Genomic DNA, 26,939 nt, shown 5'->3' on the forward strand with positions numbered 1-26,939 from the left:
TTTTTAAAAGCTGTCACAGTAGTCGGTATAATAGGGTGTATTTGGAAGTCATTGAGCCATGTCAGATAGCAACCGATCAAAGAACAGAAGCGAACAGGGGAATAAAATACTGATTTTGTTTCCCCATTCATTTTTATCTAAATTTAATAATAGGAAATCGACCATGGAATATATTTGAAGCTATTATATAAAGCACTATGATAAAAATCATTCCCTATCATTTATTACAATTAGTAATAATTCCTCTTACAGTTATTTGTATAAATTGCACAATTACCCATGCACAACAAAATATCATTTCATCTTCAAATAAATCAATTTATTTGAAGCATTGGCAAATTGCAAAAGATCCTGCCCCAAAAGGTACTCTGCAAAATCCCCGGGATTCTTTATGGCGATCACCTGTATCTTCCTCTGAAAACGATAAATATACAGTGGGTAATTGGCTTATAAGAACAGAAATTGTTTATAAAGATTCGGTAAGCAAGGAAACCGTATGGGGGTTATTTCCAACAAATTTTATAACTGCATATGAAATTTATTGGGATGGAATCAAGATTGCACAAAATGGTATTATTGGAACTGATAACGTTGATGAAAAAGCTGGCAAATTCAATTTTAATCTGCCCCTACCTCCACATCTGGTAACTGTTGGAAAGCATACAATTATTCTTCGAATATCTAATTATCATAGTTCTTCATCGTGGAAATGGTTTTACGGTGGTCTTATAATTGGTCCGTACGACGATATACTTAAGAATTTGTTTATATCGAAGTATCAAGCGTTTTTCATAATAGGAATTTTGTTTATTCCATTTCTTTTTAATCTTTTTCTTTATATAGCAAGAAAAAGAAGAACTGAACATCTGTTGTTCAGCTTAATTTGTTTTATTGTGATTTTAGATTCCGCAACTAATCTAGTCCCAATTTTCATTAATACCCCAACAACAATTGTGTCATGGCAGTTATATATCTATCAGATAATTACGGTAATATTTTCTATTCTTTTTCCCGCATTTTTCATCTACATGTTTTCATTTCCTAAAAAATTTATTGGGCTAGTCATAGTAATAAATCTCATAACCTCTTTATTCTTTGCAAGCTTTTTGAATTTTTTTAGTGTTATGTCTCTTATAGTACTTGTTGAAAGCAGCTTTATTGCGTTGGCGGCTTTGCTCACACGACGCGAAGAAAGTATAATTATTATTAGTGGCCTCGCTTTAGCATGGGTAGCTTATCATTTCAATTTTGCTTTTGCCGGATTGGCAACAACTATGGTCATATGCACCAGCTTTTCAATAGCAAGGCAGTTTGCCAGAAAAGAAACAGCCGAAAGAGAAGCTCAACTAAGATCAGCACATTTAGAAAATGAATTATTAAAGAAGAATATTAATCCGCATTTCATTTTAAATACATTAACATCAATAATCGTATGGCTAAGGAAAGATCCCAAATCAGCCATAAAACTTATTGAAGCGCTGGCTGAAGAATTCAGGATGATTTTACAAATCTCTGCCCTCAAACAGATTCCTATCCAACAGGAAATTGATTTATGCAAAGCGCATCTGAAAATAATGAGCTATCGAAAAGGAGCTGATTATAAAATAGCAACGGTGGACATTGTAGAAGAAGAAAATGTGCCGCCAATGATATTTCATACGCTTGTTGAAAACGGACTTACACACGGGTATGAGAATAAAATCCAAGGCACTTTTACATTACAGCGGAAAAAGAATTCCAATTGTGTTCAATATATCCTTTCAAATGATGGAGACTTTATACACGATGAGCCAAAAGACTCAAGCGGTTTCGGGATCCGATATATCAAAGGACGTTTAGAAGAGAGTTATCATGATCGATGGGAATTAACTTCTCATAGGTTTGAACAGGGATGGGAAACAATTATTGAGATTAAGGACAAATAATGCGCATACTTATTGTTGAAGATGAACGACCTACCGCTGAAGATATACAATTGTTAGTCAAACAAATTCTGAAAAAGGAAATTACATCTATTCACATTGAGACTACGCTGGACAATGCACTTGCATACTTGAATGAAAAACCAATAGATGTTTTATTGTTAGACTTGAACCTCAATGCAAGAGACGGATTTCAAATTCTTAAACAAGTTGTAAGCAAATCATTTCATACTATTATTATTTCTGCAAACATAAACCGGGCAATGGAAGCATATGAATATGGAGTTCTAGATTTTATTCCGAAACCTTACAGCATCGAAAGATTGAAAGCAGCTTTCCAGAGATTAAGGTCGAACCATGCTTTGGATGGGCAAGCAATAAAATATCTTTCGGTAAAAAAGGGATTTGAAATTCGTGTGGTTCCGCTTGAAGATATCCATTATTTCAAATCAGCAAATATTTATGTTGAATTGCATCTTAAGGATAAACAGATTGCTTTTTGTGATAAATCGATGAAAACTCTCGCTCCACTACTTCCTTCAAGTTATTTCAGAATTCACAAATCATATATAATTGATATCAATAATATAGATACTATTCAAACTCTAGGCGGAGGGCAGTACCGTGTTAAATTGAAAACCGGCGACTGTCTTCCACTCAGTAGAAATAAAATTAAAACGCTCAAAACCCGTCTAGAGTTGTAACATCTGTCAATTCTTCCTTCTCTTTTTAGTTCTCTTTCATTCTGCATCATAGATTTGAGAGCACAAAATCTGATTACAAATAATAAAACGGTGCAGTTCACAAGTCCATAGTGCAGTTCACAAGTTTTTCACACCTCGCCCACTAACAATAAATAATTGCTGCCGTCTATTTACTCGAGAATAAAAACTTAATTGAAATTTGGCAATTGATAACCACTTGAACCTGGAGAAGCAACATGAAAAAATTAATTAATAGTATTTCAATCCTTTTTGTTTTCTTTTTCATTACAATCAGTAGTTCAGCACAGCCAATACCTATCGATAGTTTGTACCTTGGGCAAAAAGTACCAGGCAGCAATCCCAAAGCATTCAATCTGGAAGTAACACCCGGAACCTTTGCCGCCGAAAGAATTGCGATCTCGAAAGATGGCTCAGAGATTTATTACTCCGAAGTAAAAAGTTATTATCCCGTTACTGGTGATAAAATACGTTATTATAAATACGAAAATAACAAATGGAGTGAATCGCAGATACTGTTTGAAGGATTTTTCGGACCAGCTTTATCATTGACGGGAGATACATTGTTTGTTGAACATGAACACAATATGTATTTCTCTGTGAGGAAAAAAACGGGGTGGAGTTCACCTAAGCCATTTTTCAGTTCTATTGAATTCGCACATTATCTACAAGTCACTAATAAAGGGAATTACTATATCTCTGCTAAGTCGGCAAGTTCGGTAGGCGCATCTGATTGGAGTAAAATTCAAATTACTGGAAAAGATACTGTAGCAAAAAGTTTAGGCTTTCCAATTAACAGAGTTGTTGACGATCAAGACTTTTTTATTGCAAAAGATGAAAGTTATATGATCACATGCCCACAAGGACCGGTTTGCATAAGCTATCCCGATGGCAAAGGTGGATGGTTTAACGGAAGATATCTTAATAAAAAAATCAACTTTGGTATTAGCGGGTGGGGCGCTTATGTATCACCAGACAGTAAATTTCTTTTCTACACAACAGGAACGAAAATGGATTATTCAGACGTGCACGTTTACTGGGTAAGCATGAGCAATATTGTTGACAGCATGAAAAACACGAACCTCCCTCCATATGTCAAAAACAAACCCAAACCACAAACGGCAACGATCGGAAAAATGTTTTCTTTCATTATACCGGATGATGCAGTTTGCGATGACGACGGAAGCAGTATTCGTTATGAAGTGCTTTCGCTCGACAGCAGCCCTATGCCCGCATGGTTGAGGTTCGATTCAAGAACTAAAACTTTATCCGGCACACCAGAGACTGCGGGAAAAGTAACTTTAAGATTTAACGCCTTCGACGACAAGGATGTTATGACAGCTTTCGGAATCGTAATAAATGTTTTGGATAAATAATTACTTAATTCTATAGGAATAATATGAAAAGAAAATTAAGAACAATGATCTACGCATCAATGATATTTGGAATAACATTATTTAATATCGTTGGTTGCAAGAGTGATGATAATGTAACAGCTCCAAAGCTGGAAGTACCAGTTTTAACTACAGTCGCAGTAACTGGTGTAACTCCAAACAGTGCTGTTAGTGGCGGCAACATAACATCCGATGGAGGATCCGCAATTATCGCACGTGGTGTATGCTGGAGTACAAATGAACCCCCTACAATTTCAGACAGTAAAACTTCTGACGGATCTGGAACCGGAAACTTTGTAAGCAGTGTTACTGGTCTTACAGAAAACACAACCTATTATGTTAGAGCATATGCAACAAACAGTGATGGAACTGGATATGGTGCTGCCATTTCTTTTATTCCTAAGCAAACATATTTTGGTCAAACTTTGCCTGGAGAAACACCTGTTCTTTTTGCATCACAGGTTTTGAACTCGTTAAGTGTGTGGGTAGAGGCTACTGCTTTATCTCCGGATGGTACTCTTTTTTTCGCAGCTGTAGGAATGGCGGACTACTCTGGCGCAAAACTCTACTACTCAAAATATGTTAACAATGTGTGGACTCCTTTTGTGGAGGCACCATTTATAACCGATTTCACTTATTCAAATGAACCAGTGTTTTCTGCAGATGGCACGACTTTAATGTTTACAGGGAAAAAAGGAACTGAAAAGTTGGATCTTTGGTCTGTTAGCTATACCAATAACAGTTGGGGTGTACCAGTTGCGTTACCATCAACAATCAATAGTAACGCTAATGAGTTTCGAGGTAGTTACATGACGAACGGGACATTTTATTTCGGGTCTAATCGTAGCGGAATGATGCAAGTGTATAAAAGTACATCTACAACAGCTGCTGCCGAACTTTTGAGCGCTCCTATAAACATGCGATCTTATGAAGGTGATCCTTGTATTGCACTAGATGGGCATTTCCTTATTTTCTACTCAGGCCGGTCAGGAGTCAGTTCCGATCTGTATGTGAGTTTCATCAATGCAGATGGAGAATGGGGTACACCTAAAAATCTTGGTGCAAATTTCAATAGCGCGAGCGATGAGTATGGAGCTCATCTCTCCTCTGATGGGAATTACCTTTTCTTTACTCGACATACTCCGCAGGGGAACTCAATATATTGGGTGGCCATTTCAGCTATTGAAAAACTTAGATAGGTTTATATTGTAACATGTTGTTTCGTTTTATTAAATAATAGATGAGAAAATAATTACATGAGGGGATCCTGTTTTGTAATGACCAATAAAATATTTGTAGCATAGGAAACGAAGAATAGCTTGTTAAATTTTTTTCTGAAATAAAGGAATATATAGTAGCTGGAACAGAAACAAAAATCTGACTGCTGCCAATATCATACAAGCAGCAGGCTCCTAAATAATAAAAGTAACAGCTACATATACCTCACAGGCTTTTGTTTCATGTGACTTTGAAATTCAAACAAATAAATAATTGATAGAGGACTCAAAGGCATTGCCATTGATCTTTAACAACTTGTCCCGCAAGGCGGGATAACACATAGTTAGGCGCACTAAAAATGAAAAAAAATATTTTATTGATCTTCGTTCTCTTTTTCTCAATTGAGACGTTTAGTCAAGAGACTAAAACGATTAACCATGATTTATTAAATCATTATCCATTACCAAAGGTTGACAAGCGAACAGAACTTCTGAGTATCGTATTTCGTCTGGCAGGCAATTTTGAGTACAATGATGATATTTATAGAAACTATGTTACAGATATTCATAACCACTTCGACAAATATAAAGATCATCCTCTTATTGCTTTTGCAACTGAACTGCGCGATAAAAACGGTGTAAGCTTTGATGCTGTTATGTTCATGGCAATTCACCTGGAACAGCCTCCATCATTAAATCCAATTGTGCCATTTTCATCAAAAGTTCCGGAAGGCAGATGGGGGCAGGATAATGCAAACAAATTCGTCGGGTTGCTGAAGCAATTTTATATTGATGCTAAATGTGAAGAATTTTTCAAAGAACATGAAGGGTTGTATGGAATCGCGCAAGAAAAATTTATGCCCGTTTACAAAGCGTTAGATATAAACTGGTACAACCAGTATTATGGGGTACAACCTGAAGGCAGCTTGAATATTATTATAGGGTTAGGTCTCGGGGGAGGTAATTACGGACCCAAATTAATATATCGCGATGGGAAGGAAGAGATTTATGCTATCATGGGAACCTCGTCTATCGATAGTACCAATAAACCTTTTTATACGGTTGATAATTACCTGCCGACTCTCATTCACGAATTTAACCATTCCTATGTAAACCATTTGACAACAAAATATGAAAAAGATTTTGAGAGTTCTGGTTCCAAACTTTTTGATCTTGTAAAAACGGGCATGGGAAGCCAACGTTATACTAATTGGCAGGCGATGATGAATGAGGCTTTAGTTAGAGCATCTGTAATAAGGTATTTATTAAAACATAATACTGATTTTACAATTGCGAAAAAACAATTGATGTCTGAATATAGTCGTGGTTTCTTCTGGATGAAAGGGCTGGTTGAATGTTTAGGTGTTTATGAAAAAAATAGAAATAGATATCCAACACTGGAAAGCTATTTGCCTGTAATAATTAATTATTACAATGAAGTAGCCAAAGACAGCGAGTTAATGTTTGAAATTAAAGAATAACTCACACTACACAAAAATAGAATTCGGTTTTATATTCAGTAACTCCGGATGAGATATTTATTTTCTTTAGTAAACATTATGATATGAATAATATAAATGAAAATAACAGTTATTCTAATAATTATTTAAGGTAAGTACATAAGATGAAATCATTTTGCATAACCATATTAATTGCGATGTTCTTTTTAATCAGTATAAAAGAAACACTTGCTCAAACAACACAGACTTTTAGTCAAAAACTTTCCCAAACAGTAAGAGGTACCATAACTGATACCGATAGTAAATTGCCTCTTATCGGAACCAATGTCTTCATAGTCGGTACTGATCCAGCAATCGGCACAACAACGGATGTGAATGGTACATTTAAATTCGAGAGCGTACCAATCGGCAGAATTACATTACGAATATCGTATATGGGTTATGAAACCAAAACCATTCCAGACATCGTTGTGAACTCAGGCAAAGAAGTGGTTTTAGATCTCTCTATGCAGGAATCTGCTGTAAAAATGGATGAAGTAGTTATCACACCAAATGAAAATAAAGGCGAAGCGCTTAACGATATGGCGCTACTTAGTGCTCGTTCTATTTCAGCTGAAGAAACAAAACGTTACTCCGGTACCTGGGACGATCCTTCTTTGATACTGAATAATTTTGCCGGAGTAGCTTCCTCAGGAATGACCTTCGATATAATTGTTAGAGGTAATTCGCCAAAATACATCCAATGGCGTTTGGAAGGAATAGAAATTACAGCACCGAACCATATGGCAAATCAAAATGCAACGATTGGAGGATTTAGTTTCTTAAATAATAAATTATTGGCTGCCTCCGATTTTTATACCGGGGCATTTTCACCTGAATATGGTGATGTGTTATCGGGGGTTTACGATCTAAAACTTCGAGCAGGGAATAATGAAAAATTTGAAACGATGGCAGGGGTTGGTTTGCTGGGCACCGACTTTACAGTGGAAGGCCCGATTAAAAATGGCTACGCTGGTTCGTATCTTATAAATTACAGATTTTCTAACATTGGCTTGATTCAAAAACTTGGTTTAGTTGGCGATATAGACGGAGTTACTACCACATTTCAGGATGCGAATTTTAAGGTTGTACTGCCCACTGAAAAGATGGGCACATTTTCTTTCTTCGGTGTAGGGGGTCTAGATAATTTACTAGTTAAAGACGTAAATCCTAATCTATGGATAACACCCGGCAACAACGGAATGATGCCGGACATTATACAGGATTTTGACAAAAGAAATTATAAGGCAAATTTGGGAATGAACCATACCTTTACTATTAACAACAATAGCTATACTAGAATCTTCCTTACCTATTCAGGAACAGGCTTGAATGATGATGTTTATGAGTCAACAATAATTGGTATTGATACCGTTGATAGAAAATTAAACTATAGCAGCAGAATAAAAACTTCAACTTACAAAGGGGGTATAACGTATTACAACAAAATTAATGCTGAAAACATAATACATATTGGTACAGAATATTCTCTCATTGATGAAAACAATAATCAAAGTCAACTTGAGAATGATTCAACTACCACCCGGTTTACTTTAATAGATTACAAAGGGAATATCACTACTCTACAAAATTTTATAACCTGGAAACACAGTTTCAATGATAATCTAACTCTGGTTACCGGATTACACAACACGAATGTTTTATTAAACAAAAAAAGTACGCTCGAACCAAGAATTGCAGTAAACTGGAAGCTTGATAATACAAGTTCAGTACACGCCGGATATGGCAAACACAGCACGATGGAAAACATTCACAATTATTTTTCAAGGATTCAACAACAAGACGGAAGTATAATCGAGCCCAACAAAAACCTTGGTTTACTAAAAGCAGACCATTATGTGTTGGGTTACGATAAAAGCATTACTGAAAATTTGAAGGCAAAAGTAGAAGTATACTACCAGAACCTTTACAATTTACCTGTAGAAAATAACAATGCAAGTTATTACGCAACCATTAACGAAGGCTCTGATTATAAATATGTTTCTTTAGTAAACAGCGGAACCGGAAAAAACTATGGTATTGAAGCTACTATAGAACGATTTTTTGACAATCACTACTATTTTTTAATTAATAGTTCGTTGTTCAATTCAAAATACAAATCGTTAGAAGGTGTTGAGCGAAACACAAAATTCAATAGTAATTTCTTATTTAATTTATTGTGTGGAAAAGAATTTGTGTTTGGAGAAAAGCAAAACCAAACACTGACTTTAAATGTAAAAATATTTTTCAGCGGTGGTCAAAGGTACATTCCATTGTTACGCGATGCAAGCGGTAATTTAGCTGTTGACCCTGCAAACAATCGGTTCTGGGATTATAGCAAAGCTTATGATAATAAGCTTGATAATATTTTCCAGTTAAATTTATCTGTAAGCTATAAATTTAACATACAAAACGTTACACACGAAATCTTTCTTGATTTACCAAATATTACTAATCGCCAAGGTAGATTGTACGAATATTACGATGCAAATAAACCTAACAAAATAGGCTATGTTACTCAAATGGCCCTTCTTCCTAACTTAATGTATCGAGTATATTTTTAATTAATTTTAAAACTAAGAATAATGGATACAAACAAAATGAAAGCAATTATATGTAAAAAATATGGTCCTCCGGAAAATTTAGAAATTGTTGAGTACAAAAATCCGATACCCAAAGATGATGAAGTGCTTATTAAGATTTATGCGACATCTGTAACAGACAGTGATATTTTTATACGAAGCTCAAACGTTCCATTTAGGGTGATTATTCCTTTTCGCTTGATGATTGGTATATTAAAACCAAGGAACGAGATTATTGGTGAAGTGTTTTCGGGTGTTATAGAAAAAACTGGTACCAGAATCAAAAGATTCAAAGTTGGTGATCAAGTATATGGAATTACGGGAATGTCATTAGGCGCATATGCTGATTACAAATGCATGAAAGAAATAGATTCCAAAAAAGGCTGCATAGCAATTAAACCAAGTAACATAAGTTTTGAAGAAGCAACAGCCGCCGCTTATGGCGGGCTGCTCGCGTTTCAATTTCTTGAGAAAGGAAATATTCAACCAAATCAAAAAGTACTCATTTATGGCGCGTCCGGGACCTCAGGTACAATAGCAGTCCAATACGCAAAACATCTTGGTGCGGAAGTTACCGGTGTATGCAGTACAAAGAATATAAAATTTATAAAATCGTTAGGGGCAGATAAAACGCTTGATTACACAAAGGAAGAATCAATTTCAAAACTGGAAGTTTATGATTTTATATTAGACTCTGTTGGAAAAAGAAAAACATCTCAACTCAAAGAGGCATGTAAATTATCCATAGCAAATAAAGGCAAATTTGTTTCTATTGATGACAATCCTTTACTCTGCAGCTCAGAACGTCTTAACAGAATCAAGGAACTTGTTGAAGCAAAAATAATTACTCCAATTAATGATAAATGTTTTCCATTCGAACAAATTATTGATGCTCATAGATATGTAGAGCAAGGACATAAAAAAGGCGGAGTAGCGATAACTGTGGAACATAATAGCAAATAAAAAAAAGAAGAAAAAAATGAACTCAAACACTAAAACCTACGAAATAAAAGACAGGAAAGTGGTGCTCTCTTTGCTTTGGATATTTGCCATGTTTAATTACCTCTATGCAGATGTATTAACATTAATGGATCCACAGCAACTAGCAAAAATATTATCAGGTACAGGACCTTTTCACATGACGCAGGAATTTTTGTTGATTGCTGCAATTTTAATGGAGACTTCCATTGTTATGATAGTCCTGTCGCGGGTATTGAATTATAGAGCAAATCGCTGGGCAAACATCATTGTAGGTATAATTCATACTGCAGCTGTTTTCTCATCCATGTTTGTTGCGAAGCCTGCTCTTTATTACCTGTTTTGTGGAATTATAGAAATTGCGTGTACTTTATTCATTATACGGTATGCCTGGAGTTGGCCTAAACCAAAAGAAAGTTCTATTAACAAATGGCTTGTCTGATGTGCGAATATGCCAGCTGCTCACACTTCCATTAGGCGATCACATTAAATCAGTGTCAATAATATTTTAGGAAATATAACAGTTTGAAAATTTATTGAAGAAAAATTTATGAAGGTTTTAGTTCTCGGTGCTACTGGTTCAACAGGCCGTTTAGTTGTCAAACACCTTATTAATATCAATGTTGAAACGAAAATAGTTGTGCGAGATATTAAGAATGTATCACAAGATTTTCTGAATAATAAGCTGTTGGAATGTGTTGTTGGAAATATTTCTGAGTTTGAACAAGAAAAATATTTGAATTTGATCATTGATTGCGACGCTGTGATTTCTTGTCTTGGGCACAATATTTCATTCCGCGGAATATTTGGAAAACCTAGGAGGCTTGTTACAAGTTGCGTAAGAAACATTTGTGAAGCAATTGAAAGAAATAATAGAAATAAAGTTAAAGTAATTCTTATGAATACTACTGCAAATAGGAATAGAAAAATAAATGAGAAGTATTCTTTAGCAGACAGAATAGTTCTTTCTTTTTTGAGTTTCGCACTCCCTCCTCAAAAAGATAACGAGAAGGCTGCAAAGTATCTTTCAAACATTATTGGAGAGAATACTAATATAGAATGGACAGCAGTTAGACCAGATACTTTGATAAATGAAGAGAAAGAAAATGAATACGAAATCTTTGAGTCTCCAAAACAAAGTCCTGTTTTCGATGCCGGGAAAACAAGCCGAATAAATGCTAGTCATTTTATGATTGACTTGTTATTGAATGAAGAATTATGGGAAAAGTGGAAATATAAAATGCCGGTGATATATAATATTGGAAATTAAGTTGAGGTATGAATAAATAGTTTTCCACCAGACCGCATTTTTTCAAAAGCGGAATACGAGAAATTATTGCTGTTGTTTAACATAATACGTCGTTAGGCGTCTTTGTAACATAGAGTAAAATATGAATGAAAAAAATCAAATAGTTATAAGAAATCTTGATGGTTTTGCGGAAGTTGAGCTTTGTGCAAAAATGATGGTTGATACAGAACCATGGATTACATTAAAAAGGAATTATAGTTCAGCTATAAATATTATTAACGACTTATCAAGAGAAGTATATGTTGCAAACGTTAATGGTGTATTAGTTGGATTTTCAATATTGATGATGAAAGGAATATTTATTGGATATATTCAATCGATTTGTATTGATCCAAAATATCGAAACAGAGGTATTGGAAGTGCCTTAATAGATCATGCAGAAAAAAGAATATTCTCAGAGACCCCAAATGTTTTCATTTGTGTCTCCTCTTTCAATAAAGATGCGCAAAGATTGTATATACGAAATGGCTATGAAATAGTTGGTGAATTAAAAGATTATATAGTATCGGGTCATTCGGAAATATTATTACGCAAGACAATATCCCCTCTAGTTGATTATAAAAAGAGTGAAACAAAGTAGAAAATATATCTAAACGCCTGACAAGCGTCTCAAGAGGAACGCTGTAGTCGGTCGTGGTATTTGTTGTTATAGTTGATTTAGTTCGTTCGGTAATTGTATAAGTGAATTTTATAAACAATAAATATCATGTTGTTAGTAGCGGACACTTCGTGGCGTCCGCTTAAACGCAACTACGTTAGGCCGATGTAGACAAGAAGAGAAAAAAGGTGAATGATGTATATTGTTTTAGTAATCATTGTGGTAATAATCTTAGTAATTATATTAATGCCTGGCTATACACAGAGAATCAAAAAGTTAGGAAATGTGCAAGGGCAAAAAAGTCTAACAGAACTCAAGAAGATAAGAATTGGGGATTCATTGCAATGGGTTATGATCCGTTCAGAAAATATTGATAACCCTATCTTGCTATTTATACATGGAGGTCCTGGCACTTCGCAGTTAACCCAAATGAAAAATAATACACAACCAATTGAAAAATATTTCACAGTTGTTAATTGGGATCAGCGTGGTGCTGGCAAATCATATTCTGCTATACGTGATAAAAGCAGAATGAACATTGATCAATTTGTGTCTGATATAAACGAATTGTCTGAATACTTGGCTAAGCGATTCAACAGAAACAAGATAATTCTTGTCGGCCATTCATGGGGTAGTGTTATTAGTATGCTTGCTGTATCTCAACGACCAGAATTGTATAGTGCATATATAGGTATTGGTCAAATGTCTAATGTGATGGAAAGCGAGAAAATCTCTTATGAGTGGACACTGCAACAAGCTAAATTATCAAACGATGTGAACGCGATAAAGAAGTTAATAGATATGGGAATTCCACCATATCAAGGGGCGTGGAGGAAGAAATTTATGGCCCAACGCCAGATACTTGGTAAGTATGGTGGTGAGTATTATGGAAGTAAAATTGGTGCGTTCGGGTCTGTTATAAAAAATCTTGTATTGTCTACAGAATATACTTTTGTAGATCGGATAAACTTTTTTAGAGGAATATTCGAGTCAGTAGAGTTGTTATTCCCAGAATTAATGAAGGTTAATTTATTTGAACAAGCGGTAGAGTTGAAGGTGCCAGTATGGTTTATGTTGGGAAGACATGATTGCGAAGTACCATCTGTATTATCAGCAAAGTACTTTGATTTTCTAAAAGCACCTTATAAGAAATTATTCTGGTTTGAAAATTCCTCTCATTTGCCAAATACAGAAGAACGTGAGCTATTCAACCAACTATTAGTTGATGAGATATTACCAACTATTAAAATTTCAGAAAGCAAAAGTCTTGGATAGATTAACGGCCTAACAAGCGCCTCAACAGCGACAGCGTTTTCGCTTTCGACATTTGTGTAATTAAAAAGTTTGTTCTACCGTTTCGGCTTTGTTGTTTAGTGTAGTTTATAAAAGAAAGTTTTGTTCTAATTATAAATTTAATTAATAAGTTCGGCATTGTAGTATTGGGCTGCGCCTTAGCCACAACGCCGTTAGGTGTACGAATTAATATATTTTCTTAACCTTATTTATACTCAACAAAGGGATAAAATGAAATCAATTTTTGCATTATTAGTTATAATGACATTAAACACATTTTTATTTGCTCAAGAAAAATCTGTAGCTATTACTATGGATGATTTATTTAGCGCATATAGCAATATTGATATAAAGAAAATAGAAGATGCTAGTGATTCTTTGTTAACTTCTATTACAAAACATGGTATACCAGTTACTGTATTTGTTGTTGAGAAATCATTCAGTGAAAATGGAGACACCGATAGAAAATTACTTGAATATAATAAATGGATTAATAATCCCTTGGTTACAATTGGAAATCATACATATAGCCATCAAAATTATACGAAGACAGAATTATCTTTATTTGAAGAAGATATTCTCCGCGGTGAAACTATTACAAAAGAGCTGCTTAAAAAGACAAATAAAAAACTTAAATATTTCCGTTTCCCTTATAACAGTACTGGAAAAGATAGTATTTCCAGAGCGGAGATTTATGATTTGTTAAATCACAGAGGATATACAATTACTCCATTTACTATTGAAAGTATAGATTATGTTTATGATGCACTGTATTGTAATTTTATTAAATCTGGAAATACAAAAGAGGCGGATAGAATCATAGAAAAATATATCGACTTTACCGCTGATCTATTTCAATATTTTGAAGATTTAACAAAAGAATTATTCGGTAGAAACATTAACCATATATTTTTGTGTCATACAAACCAGTTAAATTCTGCATGCTTTGAAAAACTTATAACCCGGTTAAAAGATAAAGGCTACAACTTTATTACGTTAGATGAAGCACTAAAAGATAATATGTATCAAAGTAAAGACTATTATACCGGACAGTACGGTATTTCTTGGATATATCGTTGGATTGAAAATAGCTATGAAAGAAAAATGTTAATGAATAAAGAACCATATTCAAAGGATATATTACAACAGTATAAAAATTTGAAGTGAATCTATAGTTTTATGAAACCTAGAAAAAAAGGAATAAAGATTTTAACATGATGGATTATAGCTGTTGTTCTGTAATGAATAAAAATAAGTAATAAAATAAATAGTGAAAGTATAATAATAAAATTAAAGGTACTAAATAATGAAAAAGATGAAAAGACAAAATTGGATTTTTGTGGTTCCCATATTTATTTATTTAAATGTAATAAGTTTTGCAAGCGAAACAAAAATGTTGCGTTACCCGGATATAAACAAGAATAATATTGTGTTCTGTTATGGGGGCGATATCTATAGCTCAACAATTGACGGGAAAAATGTAAAACAACTTACTTCTTTCCCCGGAGAGGAAATGCTTCCTAAATTTTCACCAGATGGAGAGCAAATTGCTTTTACTGCCGAGTTTGAAGGAAACAAGGAAATTTATGTAATGTCGATTCATGGGGGAAATCCCCGACGATTAACTTTCCATCCCGCGGATGAATTTGTGGTTGACTGGCATCCGGATGGGACAAAAATAATATTTCGTTCTAACGGCAGCAGTAATAGTTATAGGTACAACCGACTTCACACCGTTTCAGTTAATGGCGGGCTTCCTTCAGTTCTGGCTTTGCCGGAAGCTGATTTATCAAGTTATAACGATACGGGAAATAAAATAGCATTTTGCCGGACCAGTACCGAAACTTTAATTTGGAAAGGATATAGAGGTGGCGCAGTACCAAAAATCTGGATATATGATTTTGTAAACCATAAAGCTGATCTGGTAATTGATGATAACTCAATCAATCACCATCCGATGTGGGTTGGCAATAACATTTATTTTGTTAGTGACCGGGGATTAAACAAAGTACAGAATCTTTGGGTATATAATTGTAAAAATAAAGCTCTCCATCAACTAACTTTTTATAAGGATTGGAGTATCAAATGGCCAAGTAAGAGTGAAGATAAAATTATATATGAAAATGAAGGTACACTCTGCATCTACAACATAAAAGATGGAAAAATTAGCAATATTAAAATCGAGATTGTTTTACCTGATAATTACCTGGTTGCAACAGTTAAAAACGTACAAAATAAAGTGAGCTCACCCACCATTTCGCCTGACGGAAAAAAGGTTATAGTAAATGCCAGGGGCGAATTATTCTACTTAGAACCTGAAAAGAAAATAACACGCAACCTAACAGAAACTCCCGGTGTAAATGAAAGATATCCGGTTTGGAGTCCTGAAGGAAATTATTTTGCATATATATCTGATATTTCAGGGGAAGAACAAGTATACATTCAAACAGAAGATATCACTCAAAAACCAATTCAGGTAAGCAATAGTATAAAATCAAAATTAGGAAAACTCAACTGGTCGCCCGATGGAACAAAAATTGGTTTTTCAGACAAACGCGCCAACTATTATGTTATCGATATAAAAACAAAGGAAACAAAAAAAATATTTTTTGATAAGTATTTTGCAAGCGAGCGATTTGTATCCGCTTCCTGGTCCCCTGATAGCAGGTGGTTGGTATATACATCCGGAAATCCAAATTGGTTCTATTCCATTTACCTTTATTCATTGGAGAATAACAAGAGTTATCGTGTAACCGATGAATACACGCATGCTTATGATCCGCAATTCGATCCGGATGGAAAATACCTTTACTGGATAGCCGATTGTAAGGTCAATATTGAAGATTCTTATTGGGACAATGAACATCATATGGTCAATCCATCAAAAATCATTGTTGCTACACTTCAAAAAGATTTGATTTCTCCTTTTGCACCGGGTCAAATAAATGATCCTAAAGAACTGGGTAAAACAACATTTTCGATTAAGATTGATATTGATGGGTTAGGTCAAAGAATTACAGTACTGCCTGTTGAAGATTCTAATTACAGTAGTCTGCTTGCTCTGAAAGGAAGGTTAATCTATCAATCCTCGCTGGCAAACGGAGAATCGTCAATAAAAATGTTTGACATAGCTGAAAAAAAAGAATCGGTTCTGCTGAAGGATGCTTATTACTGCATTCCTGCCGCTCATGCGGATAAAATCGTTTATCTTGCGGCCGGCAAGATTGGCATTCTCGATATCAAAGCGGATCAAAAAGCCGGCGATGGCCAAATCGATCTCTCTGGTTTAAATATGACTATTGATTATAAAAAAGAATGGATGCAAATATTCAATGAGGCATGGCAGGTTCAGAGGGACTTCTTTTTTGACGAGAATTTGTGCGGTGTTGATTGGGAAGCAATGAAACGAAAATATGAAACACTGCTTCCCTACATAGCTTCGCGCACTGATCTCAATTATCTGATTGCAGATTTACTTTCGGAATTGAGACATAGTCATGTTGAAATTAGCGGCGGTGATTTACCTAAACTTCCACATAGCAATAATGGTCTGCTCGGAATCGATCTGGAGTGGGACAAAAATAATCAACTTTACAAAATAGCTAAGATATACAGGGGACAAAACTGGGATGATGATAAATACAGTCCTTTGACTTTTCCAGGCATGAATATAAAGGAAGGGAATTTTCTGCTGGCTATCGATGGTACAACTTTGAAAGAAGGATTTAATCCGGATTCATTGTTGGTTGACAAAGCCGGTAAAATTGTTTGTCTGACTATCAATGACAAACCCACTTTTACAGATTCCAGAAAAGTGGATGTGAAAGCAACAGCTTTTTCAGAGAGTCAAGGGGATTTACTACGCTACAATGATTGGGTATTAAGCAATATAGAAAAAGTAAATAAGGCAACCGGGGGAAAAGTCGGGTATATTCATATACCAGATACATATATTCCGGGTATTGAATCCTTTTTCCGTTATTTCTATTCTCAGACACATAAAGAGGGGCTTATTTTGGATATTCGATTCAATAGTGGCGGATATTCTCCTTATTGGATGATTGAACGAATAAACCGCATTATGTTCTGTTATTCCCATTTCCCTTATGGAAAAGCTCCTATGAAAGAACCGGATACTGGCTTTTTTGGTCCGAAGGTGTGTATTACTAATGAATGGGCAGAATCAGGCGGCGAGAATTATACTTCTATATTCAAACAATTTAATAGCGGTTTAGTAATTGGTAAAAGAACTTCTGGCAATTTAGCGTCTGCAAGAGGATTTGCTCTTGTTGACGGGGGGATTGTCACTTACCCTGCAGAAGGAAAGCAAAACAGCAAAGGTGAAACCTTTGTAGAAAACAAAGGTGTATCTCCGGATATTGATGTTACCAATCGCCCGGACTATATGATAAATGGAAAAGATCAACAACTTGAGCGAAGTATCAGCGAAATTATGAAACAGTTGAAATCGAAGGTAAAATAAAAATACAAATTCATAAATTGTATAAAAACAAAACCTGATAAACAGCAAATGGTTTGCAGTCGGACAATTAATGTGTTGTCCATATTCAAAATCCCATCCGCCTATAATTTGGACTGAATATTAAGATAATTATTTGTCCATATCCAAAACTTCGTACGCATATAAAAAGCAGAAATATTGTATGACGGTCCAAATTTTATTACTGTTAGATCATATATAATAGATAGGAAAAATTTTTCTTGGTCACAAAATGGTCACAGCTTTTAAGAAAGTTGCATAATTGAATTAAACTAGCAACAATTTTGATATAGAAGAGAATCCCTGTCTCTCCGCAAAAAGGCTTAAAACAAATTGTTTTAGGCTTTTTTATTGATAAGAATCTTCCTATTTACATCTCGTTACATGGAATATCAATACTGATAAATTTTTAGAAATTACTTATTCTAAACGACCAGTATAAATTTCATATAAGAGTACGAATTAAGTGCTTTTATTTTGGAGGAGGTTTTGGATAGGCACAACAGTATAAATGAAAGGCAATAATCTAAAACATTTTTCATTATCTAATAAATAGAAATGGTATATGAGCTAAGGTAAGAATTCCGAATCGTTTCAATGTCATTAATCTATACGATGGAACAAAATAACCAAAATAGATTCCCTTTATTATAGTATTACTCATCATAGCAATAATTATCGCCGATGAAATCAATGCTATATTGATGTTCGACGACTGTATCAAGGAAAGGATGAACGGGTCAATATTTGATAATCCTACAATTCCTGCTAGACTAAGCAATCCGTTTGCACCGATATATTGTTGAACAAGTTTTGTGATGATTGAAAGAAATACGAAAAGTATTGCAAAAATCATTGCCGGTCTTACCTCAAACGGGTTTTGTAATTGCTGCAGATCTTTCTCCGAGGATTTTACTTCTTTAGATAAATCAATTTTTATTACTGATATACAAAATCCAATGATACTTAATAAAATTAGCTTCCACCAAATCGAGAAAACTACTGTTGGATTCAAAATAAAAATTAAAATTAATACTTTTAAATACATAACTCCGCTGGCAACAAGTGTTCCCTGCAATGCACTACCACCTTTATTAGGATTGTTTTGAGCCATCCTTCCGTATGCAATGCAAACTGCTGTGCTTGAGACAATTCCTCCGACAAACCCCGATAACCACAATCCAATTTTAGGACCAAGAAATTTTGAAAGTAGATAACCAACAAATCCGATTGATGAAACAAGAATTACAATTTGCCAGATCTTAGAGGGATTTAATTCGAATTGAGTAAAGCTTTTATTCGGTAGAACGGGCAGAATAATAAGAGTAACCAATAAAAATTTCAGTACTGCAGTAAATTCTGAACGGTCAAGTTTTTCAACAAGATTTTCTAAGCCCGCTTTTTCTGAAAGAAGCATTGTATTAATAATACCAAGAGCCATCGCCGCCCATATATCAACTAAGAGCGCTAATGCACCAACAACAAAAGTGAGAAGAGCAGAAACTTCACTTGTAACACCCCAGCGATCTGTTTGAATTTTTGAAAAATACGAAATTGATGCAAGTGCACATATACTTAATAATCCAAGAGGAAGCATTGATGAAACACCTAACTGAAACAGCCATGCACATCCGAATCCTAACATGCTTATAATTGGAAATGTTCTTATACCACCAAGAATTAATACTTTGTGTGTGCTCTTATTGCTTTCTCTTTCAAGGCCGATTAGAAAACCGAGTGCGAGAGCGACAAGAAATCTAAGTTGAAAAGTCCATTCGATTGTATTCATACAAATCTGAAATTATTTAGATACAATCTAACCGACTTTTCAAAAAGTAGCAATGAAAGAATTGTAATGAGATAAATTTATAGTAGTACACGAAAACTTATTTTTTCTTCTGTGCATCCTTCTCCGTTTGGTTTATAAGAGTTTGAAGTGCCCTCTGCAGTATTTCAAGTTCTTTCGCCGCATCAGTAAATTTCTTGTCGCCAATGTATTTCAAGTAATTATTGAAAGCGTCGTTTGCTGTTTTTACCTGGTTCTGCAGATTAAACGCTAAAGTACTCTCTGATTTGCCCGTTTGTGCAACTTCATGAATAACAGAATTTGTCTTAGTAAATAATCCATTCAAAGCATCGTCAAAATTTTTCGCGTAGCTCATATTCTCACCGTGCATAACAACAACCAATCTTAGTTCCGGGTATGCGGCTGTTTCTGCCTGGAGGTAAATCGGTTCTACATAAAAAAGAGTATTGTTGACCGGAATGGCGAGTACATTTCCTCTTATTACTTTTGACCCGTGCTGATCCCATAGAGTCAACTGTCCGGAAAGAAAACTATCCTGGTCAATTTTGGTTTCAACTTGTTGGGGACCGAGAACCATTTGATCCTTAGGAAATTGATAGGCAAGAAAGCGACCGTAATTTTCCGGATCGCACATACCGGCAACCCAGCCAATTAACACCTGCCTATTTTTTGGTGTAAAGGGAAGCATTGAAACAAACTGCTGCTCGGTGGAACCTGGTTCCTGCCACATTATATAATACGGCTCTACGGGTTGTACTTCATTATAGTATTTTGCAGTCGCTCTAATCCAAAGATCTTCCTGGTTATAAAATACTGTTGGGTCGGTCATGTGATATTTTTCATAAACTATTCCTTGGGTTAACAACAAATCAGTCGGGTAACGGATATGCGCCAGCAAATTTTTCGGCATTTCATCTTTTGTTTTAAAAAGATGAGGAAAGATTTTACTCCACACATTTATAATGGGATCGGTTTTATCCATGATATAAAAATTAACTGAGCCGTCATAAGCGTTTATTGAGACTTTTACGGAATTACGGATATAATTTACTCCATCAAAGAACTCGCTGTGCTGTGTAGTTAGAACCTTAGTAGCACCGCCTTCTTTATATTGAATATTTTCCGTTGACGAAAACGGCTGACTGTAAGGGAAATATTTCGAAGTTGTATATGCGTCAATCATCCAGTATAGTTTACCGTCCGCAAGTACGAGGTATGGATCTTTTTCGAAATGAAGAAACGGGGCAAGAAGTTTAACGCATTCGCTGATTTGCCGGTGAAACATTATCCGGCTTTGTGAAGTCGGGTAATCCGAAAATAAAAAGTTAGTCCCGTCGAATTTCCAACCGTATAAAAACTTTCTCCAAAAATTGGAAAGCTGAACTCCCCCCTTTCCAGAATAATTCGTATAAACATTTTCTTCACCGCTAGGATAATCAAATTCTTTCGCTTTCGAATTAACAACGACGGGAGTATTAGTTGATTCGCCGAAATAAATTTGCGGCTGTGTTACATTAAGAGACGGGTATTCGCAAACGGGAGGAATATCTTTAATAAGAAAATGAGGCAAGCCCTGAGATGTAAATTCATTAACTGCCGACATAGTCAAGCCGTAACCATGCGTATATTGGAAACGTTGATTTACAAAGGTTCGGCTTTGAGGCGGGAGGTTATCAATTTTAATCTCACGACCTGAAACCATTACTTGTTTATATTTCCCATCAATTTTATATCGATCGACATCAACATCGGAAAATTCGTAATAAAGCCTAATGGATTGGAATTGACGGTAAACTGCATCGAGAGCTTTCCAATCCCACAATCGAATATTTGAAAAGATGTTCGGAAATGTATTTACAGTTTCTTGAGTTAGATTACCACTCATCGGGTATTCTTTTTCTTCAACCTTATTTAATCCGAAACCCTCGCGTGTAAATTTAATGTTGTTCAAAATATATGGACGTTCAAAAGTAATTTCGTTAGGTCGAACCATAAGCCATTGAAAACCTTCGGGGATTGCCGTGAGCGCAAGAAACCAGATGATGATGATCGAAACAGCAGAACTTACCAAAACGAAAATATGAGAACGTTCTCGTGCAATATTAAATTTCCTATTAAAAAAATTCTGAACCTTCCTCCTTAAGAAAGGAATAATTAGAACCGCACCTATAAACATCATAAGAACTATTACTACGGTGTAAGCAGGGAGAAGTACATTAACATCGGTCCAACCGGGTCCGGCAGCTACACCGGTAGTAGAATACATCATATGATAGCGGTCTAAAAATTTTCCACAAGCAAGAACGTATATAATAACAGCGCTGTTAAGGTATAACGGAAAGTAAAACTTCTTCTCATTTATTGTACCGCTCTCAGGAAAATAGAATCGAATATTATTTTCACTCATTCTTATAAAAGAAGCGATAAAAGAAGAAGCAAGTGCGATGATTGAGAGAACAGTTAAAAGAATTAACAGCTCATCATAAAATGGTAATGAAAAAAGATAAAAACCGATATCCTTGCCAAGAATAGGGTCTTTAAGACCGGTTGCAACCCCGTTCCAGAATTGTAGAATAACATCCCAATTGGAAGCGCCCCAATATCCGCCGATAATAATTCCTAAAAATTTAGATAGCGTTCGAATCAATTTATGTTCTTTCGGGATGCGAAATGTTAATGCTGTAACGAATATAAGTCCGAATAGTGCAAACGCTATTGCCAGTCCCGATGCGGAATTAATTATCATCCAAAATCGATCACCGTAGCCTAAATTTTCATACCATAAGGCGTCTCCCCAAAAATCCATAAACTGAAAAAAGAACAGGGTTAATAGCGCGAGAGTTACGCCAAGATATGTTTTTATTTTTTGTCGTTTTCGAAATCCCGTAAAGAAAAGATAAGCTGCAAAGATTAACAGTCCAAGTAACAATGCAGTATACATTTATTTCTCCTTTGGTAATATTCTACAACCAGAATAAAAGATCATCTCCTTTACACTCAGAATTTCATTCTTTTTTATCTTCGATCATCAGTTGAATATTCTTATTACAAGTTAACAAAAAGAATTATAACTAAATTGCATTTTCAACTATAGTTAACAACTACACTTTTCTTTAGAAATATTCATCACAACTTAAAAGCATTAAAATACTACTTCTGTATTGTTAGATTAGTAAGGTATATCTTATTTGTCTTAGTCACAATTTGGTCATAAGATTATATTTAATAATTTCAAATTTCATTACGACATTGAAAAATCTGCCGCTCCTTAAATCCGAAATGAATAATAATAAATTCAAAGAAATTTATAATTGTGGAATAACAGATACCTTTACAAAAAATAAAGGAGTATTTCAATGTAATATTGCAATGTCTTTCTTATTCAATTCTGCAGGTGACGCAATTGGAATGAAATCACGTAAATGTATTTTCCCCCTTAAGAAACGACGCAGATATATTCTATACAATTTGCAAGCCTTCTGAAATAGAATAAAATAATATTCATAAATCCCCCAACATTATATAAAAATTATGCCTCGCGTGATTGTTTTTTAAATCGCTTTGTCCGGTCGTAAGGAATAATATCTATTACCTCTCCGCTCATTACTCTTTCTTTTGTCCTTTCCCAGAAATCTAAAGTATATAAATCTCTATGCACTGAACGGAAAATACCTTCTAATGGTTTGGGAATGCCGAGAAACTTTTCCATTTCATCCATAAAGAAATCATTCTGATCCGCTATTATCCAATCCTCCTCGGGAGATATTTCTTCAAATTCATTTCTAGGTTCAGGCTTTATTTTAAAGTTAGCGTTTTCAAGAGGAATAATATCATCGTAATCATACAACACAATTCTATTATTTTCGGTAACCCCGTAATTCCAGGTATTAAATAAGTCTGCAGGGAAAAGTCCGGTAGCAACTAAGTCCTTTATGAAATAACCAAAATCTATTACAATCTGCTTTATTGAGTTAATATCGGTTTCATCAAAAAAGTAAATTGGCAGAGGAGTTACTTTTCTTTGTATATACAAATGATTTATTATAATATGATCTTCGGAAATTGAGATTGCATCTTTACCGATTAAATTAAAATCGTATAATAGTTCGTCGGAAAACCTCTTAATCTTAAACCTGATATTTTCAAACTCCTGAGTATCAACAAGTCTTCCAACACGATCCGAGTTACAGACAAAATTATATTTATACTTCACCTGTGATTTACTGATTATTTTATTAGTGAAGTTTGCAGATCTTGTAAAACAAGGTTTATCTTTAATTACTTTGAAGACATAATTATAATTCGGTAAAGTAAACACAATCATAACAGCTCCTTCCAGCCCTGGAGCGAAGTCAAACTTCTCCTTTGAAATATGAACAAATCTGTGTAGATCCCGGTAGAACTCTGTTTTACCGTGCTTGATAAATCCTATTGAGTTATATAATTCAGAAAGGGGTTTATCAGGAAGAATTGTTCTCAAAAAATTAATGAGCTGATTAGGCAGTTTAACATTAACGTGGAAATAAGAATAAGAAAATCCGAAGATATTGTTTGCATCGGCTTCATCAAATAAAATCGAATCAATATAAATACCGGATTCGTCGTTATATAATGGGATTAAAATTGGAATATGCCTGGAATCAACGCAGATTCTGCCCACTATATATGCAACTTTATTACGGAAGAAGCAGGATCTTATAACTTGTATGGAATAATCTTTATTAGCCCTGATATACGGCCATAAGAATAAATCGAGTTCATCGGCAACGTGTTCTGTATCCCTGTCGAGGTTATCAAATTTTGTTACGAATCTTTTATCCTTGATAATTTTTTTAATTAATTCCTGTGTTGTTGTTTCCGGTTTATACGATTTGAAGATGATTGGTCCGCAAGGGTTCTTCTGCTCAACAACTTTAAGGTAGAAGAATTCCAAATCGCGGTTTAATCCTAAAGTCTTAAATATTTTTCTTGATAAAGAATTGAAAAAAGTTTCGGCGATATTTTTATTACAGTAGTTTAATATAATTTCAGCATATTCTTTTTTTATACTTATCCAGACGTGAGATTTATTCTTATCTGCGGACAGAACCGGTTGAATTTTATTTAAAAGTTCAGAGAGATTTTTTTCATATGAAATCATCCTTTCAACAGAATCTTTTTTTATTTCTTTCCATTTTCTTTTTTCAAATCTGTCTTTTGATCTTTTGGTTATAGCAAGGAATTCATCAAGATATCCCTTGAATCCATGAAAGATTAATTCGGCGGTATCTTTAATTATAGAATCCGTAAGCATTTTGTATGAATAAGATTAAAGTTTGCATTACAATATACAAATGTGAGATGCAAAAAAGTCAAAGCGAATAAAACGAAGCAAAAACAAATTTCCAGTTGAACAAATAATTTTTCATCTGAGGGGAACTGATACCTGTTCCCTGGCAAAACCATAATTAATTCCATCAAATAGAATACGAGAAAGTTCGTAAATGTTTATCATATATCTATCACCATAGATAATAGCTTTAATTTTACCATGCTTAATTCTTTCCCGAATAAAATCATTCCGACTTATAATTCATTTTAATATTATGACGCACGATGCACGAAATATTTTACGGTATAGAAAAAATTAATATGACCCATAAAAAACGAATTACAAAAACTCGCACAGGCTGCAGCATTATTGAAAGTATGTGCTTATGCATGCTAATTGCTTGTTGTGAGAGAATTAGTTACATTTTTAGCAGTTGCAATTTTATGTCTTGATTGATAAGAATCATTCTACCTTGAAGGAGAATGAAAATGAAATCGATGATCGTGTTATTGGTTTTTATGTTGCATGTCTTCCAGGAGGTACCTACCGGCAAACATTTCGTGGACGTTATCAACATAGACGGCGCTATTAATCCTCCCGTAGCTGCTTTTATTCATGATGGAATTAAAAAGGCGGAGGAAGAAAATTCCGAGTGCCTTGTTATAAAACTCAATACGCCGGGTGGTTTGCTTAAATCAACACGACTTATTGTTAGCGATATGCTGACGTCGAACGTTCCCGTGATAATTTATGTTTACCCTGCCGGTGCGCAGGCCGCTTCTGCCGGAGTATTTATTACATTGGCTGCCAACATTTCCGCAATGACGCCCGGTACAAATATCGGCGCAGCGCATCCTGTAATGATGAGCGAAGGCGGCGTACAGAATCGTAAAGATAGCCTGGATATTATGATGGAAAAGGCAACTAACGATGCAGCCGCATTCATTAGAAGCATTGCCGAAAAGCGTCATCGTAATATTGAGTGGGCAGAGAAAGCAGTCCGTCAAAGTGTTTCTCTTACCGAGACCGAAGCGCTAAAAGAAAATATTATCGACATGATCGCAAAAAATTTGGATAGTCTTCTAGTTCAACTTAACAGCCGCACAGTAGAAACGGCAGCCGGTACTAAAACGCTTCACACGCAGAATGCACAAGTCCGGTTGATAGAAATGAACGCGATAGAAAAATTTTTAGACATCATCAGCGACCCGAACATCGCTTACATACTTATGATGATCGCGATATACGGATTAATATTTGAGCTGAGCAATCCGGGTTCGATTTTTCCGGGCATAGTTGGAGTAATTTCCCTTATACTTGCTTTTTATTCCATGCACACGTTGCCGATTAACTATGCTGGATTAGCTCTAATCATATTTGCCGTAATTCTTTTCATTGCAGAGATCAAAATAGTCAGTCACGGTTTGCTTACGGCGGGTGGAATAATTTCATTTGCCATCGGTTCGTTGATGCTGATCAATACTGATGCTTCATATGAATTTGTTCATCTTTCTCTGAGCGTTATCATTACCGTCACAGTCCTTACTACTCTATTTTTTGTATTCGCACTAGGAAAAGGAATTGCGGCGCAGAGACGCCAGCCGGCTACCGGAGGTGAAGGACTGATCGGCGAAACCGGCAAGGCGTTAACTTTAATTAATCCAGAAAGACCCGGCCAGGTTATGGTTCACGGCGAGATTTGGAATGCCGAATCCAAAGGAGACGAAATTGAAGAAGGTACGAAAATAAAGGTAACGGAACTGAAAGACTTAAATGTGATAGTGAAGAAGACAAGTTAAGCATGTT

17 protein-coding genes are annotated in these 26,939 nt (G+C 35.0%); 14 read left to right on the plus strand and 3 right to left on the minus strand.

All coding sequences use genetic code 11. The features are described 5' to 3' along the window. Positions 1-197: 197 nt before the first annotated feature. The 13 genes from NTZ27_12080 (at position 198) to NTZ27_12140 (ending at position 17,997) form a co-directional block, all read left to right on the plus strand. On the plus strand, positions 198-1,925 hold the full coding sequence (locus NTZ27_12080; GenBank protein MCX6175481.1) for a histidine kinase: 1,728 nt from the start codon (positions 198-200) through the stop codon (positions 1,923-1,925). Then, positions 1,925-2,626 carry a LytTR family DNA-binding domain-containing protein gene (locus tag NTZ27_12085; protein ID MCX6175482.1) on the plus strand — a complete coding sequence of 234 codons (702 nt, stop codon included), beginning with the start codon at positions 1,925-1,927 and terminating at the stop codon, positions 2,624-2,626. The genes NTZ27_12080 and NTZ27_12085 overlap by 1 nt, the downstream gene beginning before the upstream one ends. A gap of 236 nt (positions 2,627-2,862) precedes the next feature. Next, on the plus strand, positions 2,863-4,020 hold the full coding sequence (locus NTZ27_12090) for a putative Ig domain-containing protein (GenBank protein ID MCX6175483.1): 1,158 nt from the start codon (positions 2,863-2,865) through the stop codon (positions 4,018-4,020). A 23-nt stretch (positions 4,021-4,043) separates the two neighbouring features. After that, on the plus strand, positions 4,044-5,237 hold the full coding sequence (locus tag NTZ27_12095; GenBank protein MCX6175484.1) for a hypothetical protein: 1,194 nt from the start codon (positions 4,044-4,046) through the stop codon (positions 5,235-5,237). Between the two features lie 377 nt (positions 5,238-5,614). Continuing rightward, a complete protein-coding gene (locus NTZ27_12100; protein MCX6175485.1) occupies positions 5,615-6,736 on the plus strand; it encodes a DUF4932 domain-containing protein in 1,122 nt (373 codons plus the stop codon). Between the two features lie 143 nt (positions 6,737-6,879). Beyond that, on the plus strand, positions 6,880-9,318 hold the full coding sequence (locus NTZ27_12105; protein ID MCX6175486.1) for a TonB-dependent receptor: 2,439 nt from the start codon (positions 6,880-6,882) through the stop codon (positions 9,316-9,318). 36 nt (positions 9,319-9,354) lie between these two features. Continuing rightward, complete coding sequence (locus NTZ27_12110; GenBank protein ID MCX6175487.1) at positions 9,355-10,299, plus strand: NAD(P)-dependent alcohol dehydrogenase; 945 nt, start codon at positions 9,355-9,357, stop codon at positions 10,297-10,299. A 16-nt stretch (positions 10,300-10,315) separates the two neighbouring features. After that, positions 10,316-10,756, plus strand: a complete 441-nt coding sequence (locus NTZ27_12115) for a DUF6326 family protein (GenBank protein MCX6175488.1) — start codon at positions 10,316-10,318, stop codon at positions 10,754-10,756. 108 nt (positions 10,757-10,864) lie between these two features. Continuing rightward, the gene (locus NTZ27_12120) at positions 10,865-11,584 is read left to right on the plus strand and encodes an SDR family oxidoreductase (GenBank protein MCX6175489.1); all 720 of its coding nucleotides are present in this window, start codon (positions 10,865-10,867) and stop codon (positions 11,582-11,584) included. Between the two features lie 121 nt (positions 11,585-11,705). Continuing rightward, positions 11,706-12,203: an N-acetyltransferase gene (locus NTZ27_12125; protein ID MCX6175490.1), complete on the plus strand. Its 498-nt coding sequence runs from the start codon at positions 11,706-11,708 to the stop codon at positions 12,201-12,203. A gap of 210 nt (positions 12,204-12,413) precedes the next feature. Beyond that, complete coding sequence (locus NTZ27_12130) at positions 12,414-13,496, plus strand: alpha/beta hydrolase (protein MCX6175491.1); 1,083 nt, start codon at positions 12,414-12,416, stop codon at positions 13,494-13,496. Positions 13,497-13,745: 249 nt separating this feature from the next. Then, positions 13,746-14,681 carry a polysaccharide deacetylase family protein gene (locus NTZ27_12135; protein MCX6175492.1) on the plus strand — a complete coding sequence of 312 codons (936 nt, stop codon included), beginning with the start codon at positions 13,746-13,748 and terminating at the stop codon, positions 14,679-14,681. A 139-nt stretch (positions 14,682-14,820) separates the two neighbouring features. Next, complete coding sequence (locus NTZ27_12140) at positions 14,821-17,997, plus strand: PDZ domain-containing protein (GenBank protein ID MCX6175493.1); 3,177 nt, start codon at positions 14,821-14,823, stop codon at positions 17,995-17,997. 559 nt (positions 17,998-18,556) lie between these two features. Here NTZ27_12140 and NTZ27_12145 read toward each other — a convergent pair. The 3 genes from NTZ27_12145 to aceK all read right to left on the minus strand — a co-directional run bounded on the left by NTZ27_12145 (position 18,557) and on the right by aceK (position 25,115). Beyond that, positions 18,557-19,804, minus strand: coding sequence for an MgtC/SapB family protein (locus NTZ27_12145; protein ID MCX6175494.1), 1,248 nt, complete (start codon positions 19,802-19,804; stop codon positions 18,557-18,559). 97 nt (positions 19,805-19,901) lie between these two features. Next, a complete protein-coding gene (locus tag NTZ27_12150; protein MCX6175495.1) occupies positions 19,902-22,763 on the minus strand; it encodes a UPF0182 family protein in 2,862 nt (953 codons plus the stop codon). Between the two features lie 588 nt (positions 22,764-23,351). Then, the gene (aceK, locus tag NTZ27_12155; GenBank protein ID MCX6175496.1) at positions 23,352-25,115 is read right to left on the minus strand and encodes a bifunctional isocitrate dehydrogenase kinase/phosphatase; all 1,764 of its coding nucleotides are present in this window, start codon (positions 25,113-25,115) and stop codon (positions 23,352-23,354) included. A gap of 506 nt (positions 25,116-25,621) precedes the next feature. Between aceK and NTZ27_12160 the strand changes: the two genes are divergently transcribed. Beyond that, positions 25,622-26,932: a nodulation protein NfeD gene (locus NTZ27_12160; protein MCX6175497.1), complete on the plus strand. Its 1,311-nt coding sequence runs from the start codon at positions 25,622-25,624 to the stop codon at positions 26,930-26,932. Positions 26,933-26,939: the final 7 nt, after the last annotated feature.

It is taken from the genome of Ignavibacteriales bacterium, from assembly GCA_026390775.1.
Taxonomy (GTDB): Bacteria; Bacteroidota; Ignavibacteria; order Ignavibacteriales; family Melioribacteraceae; genus Fen-1258.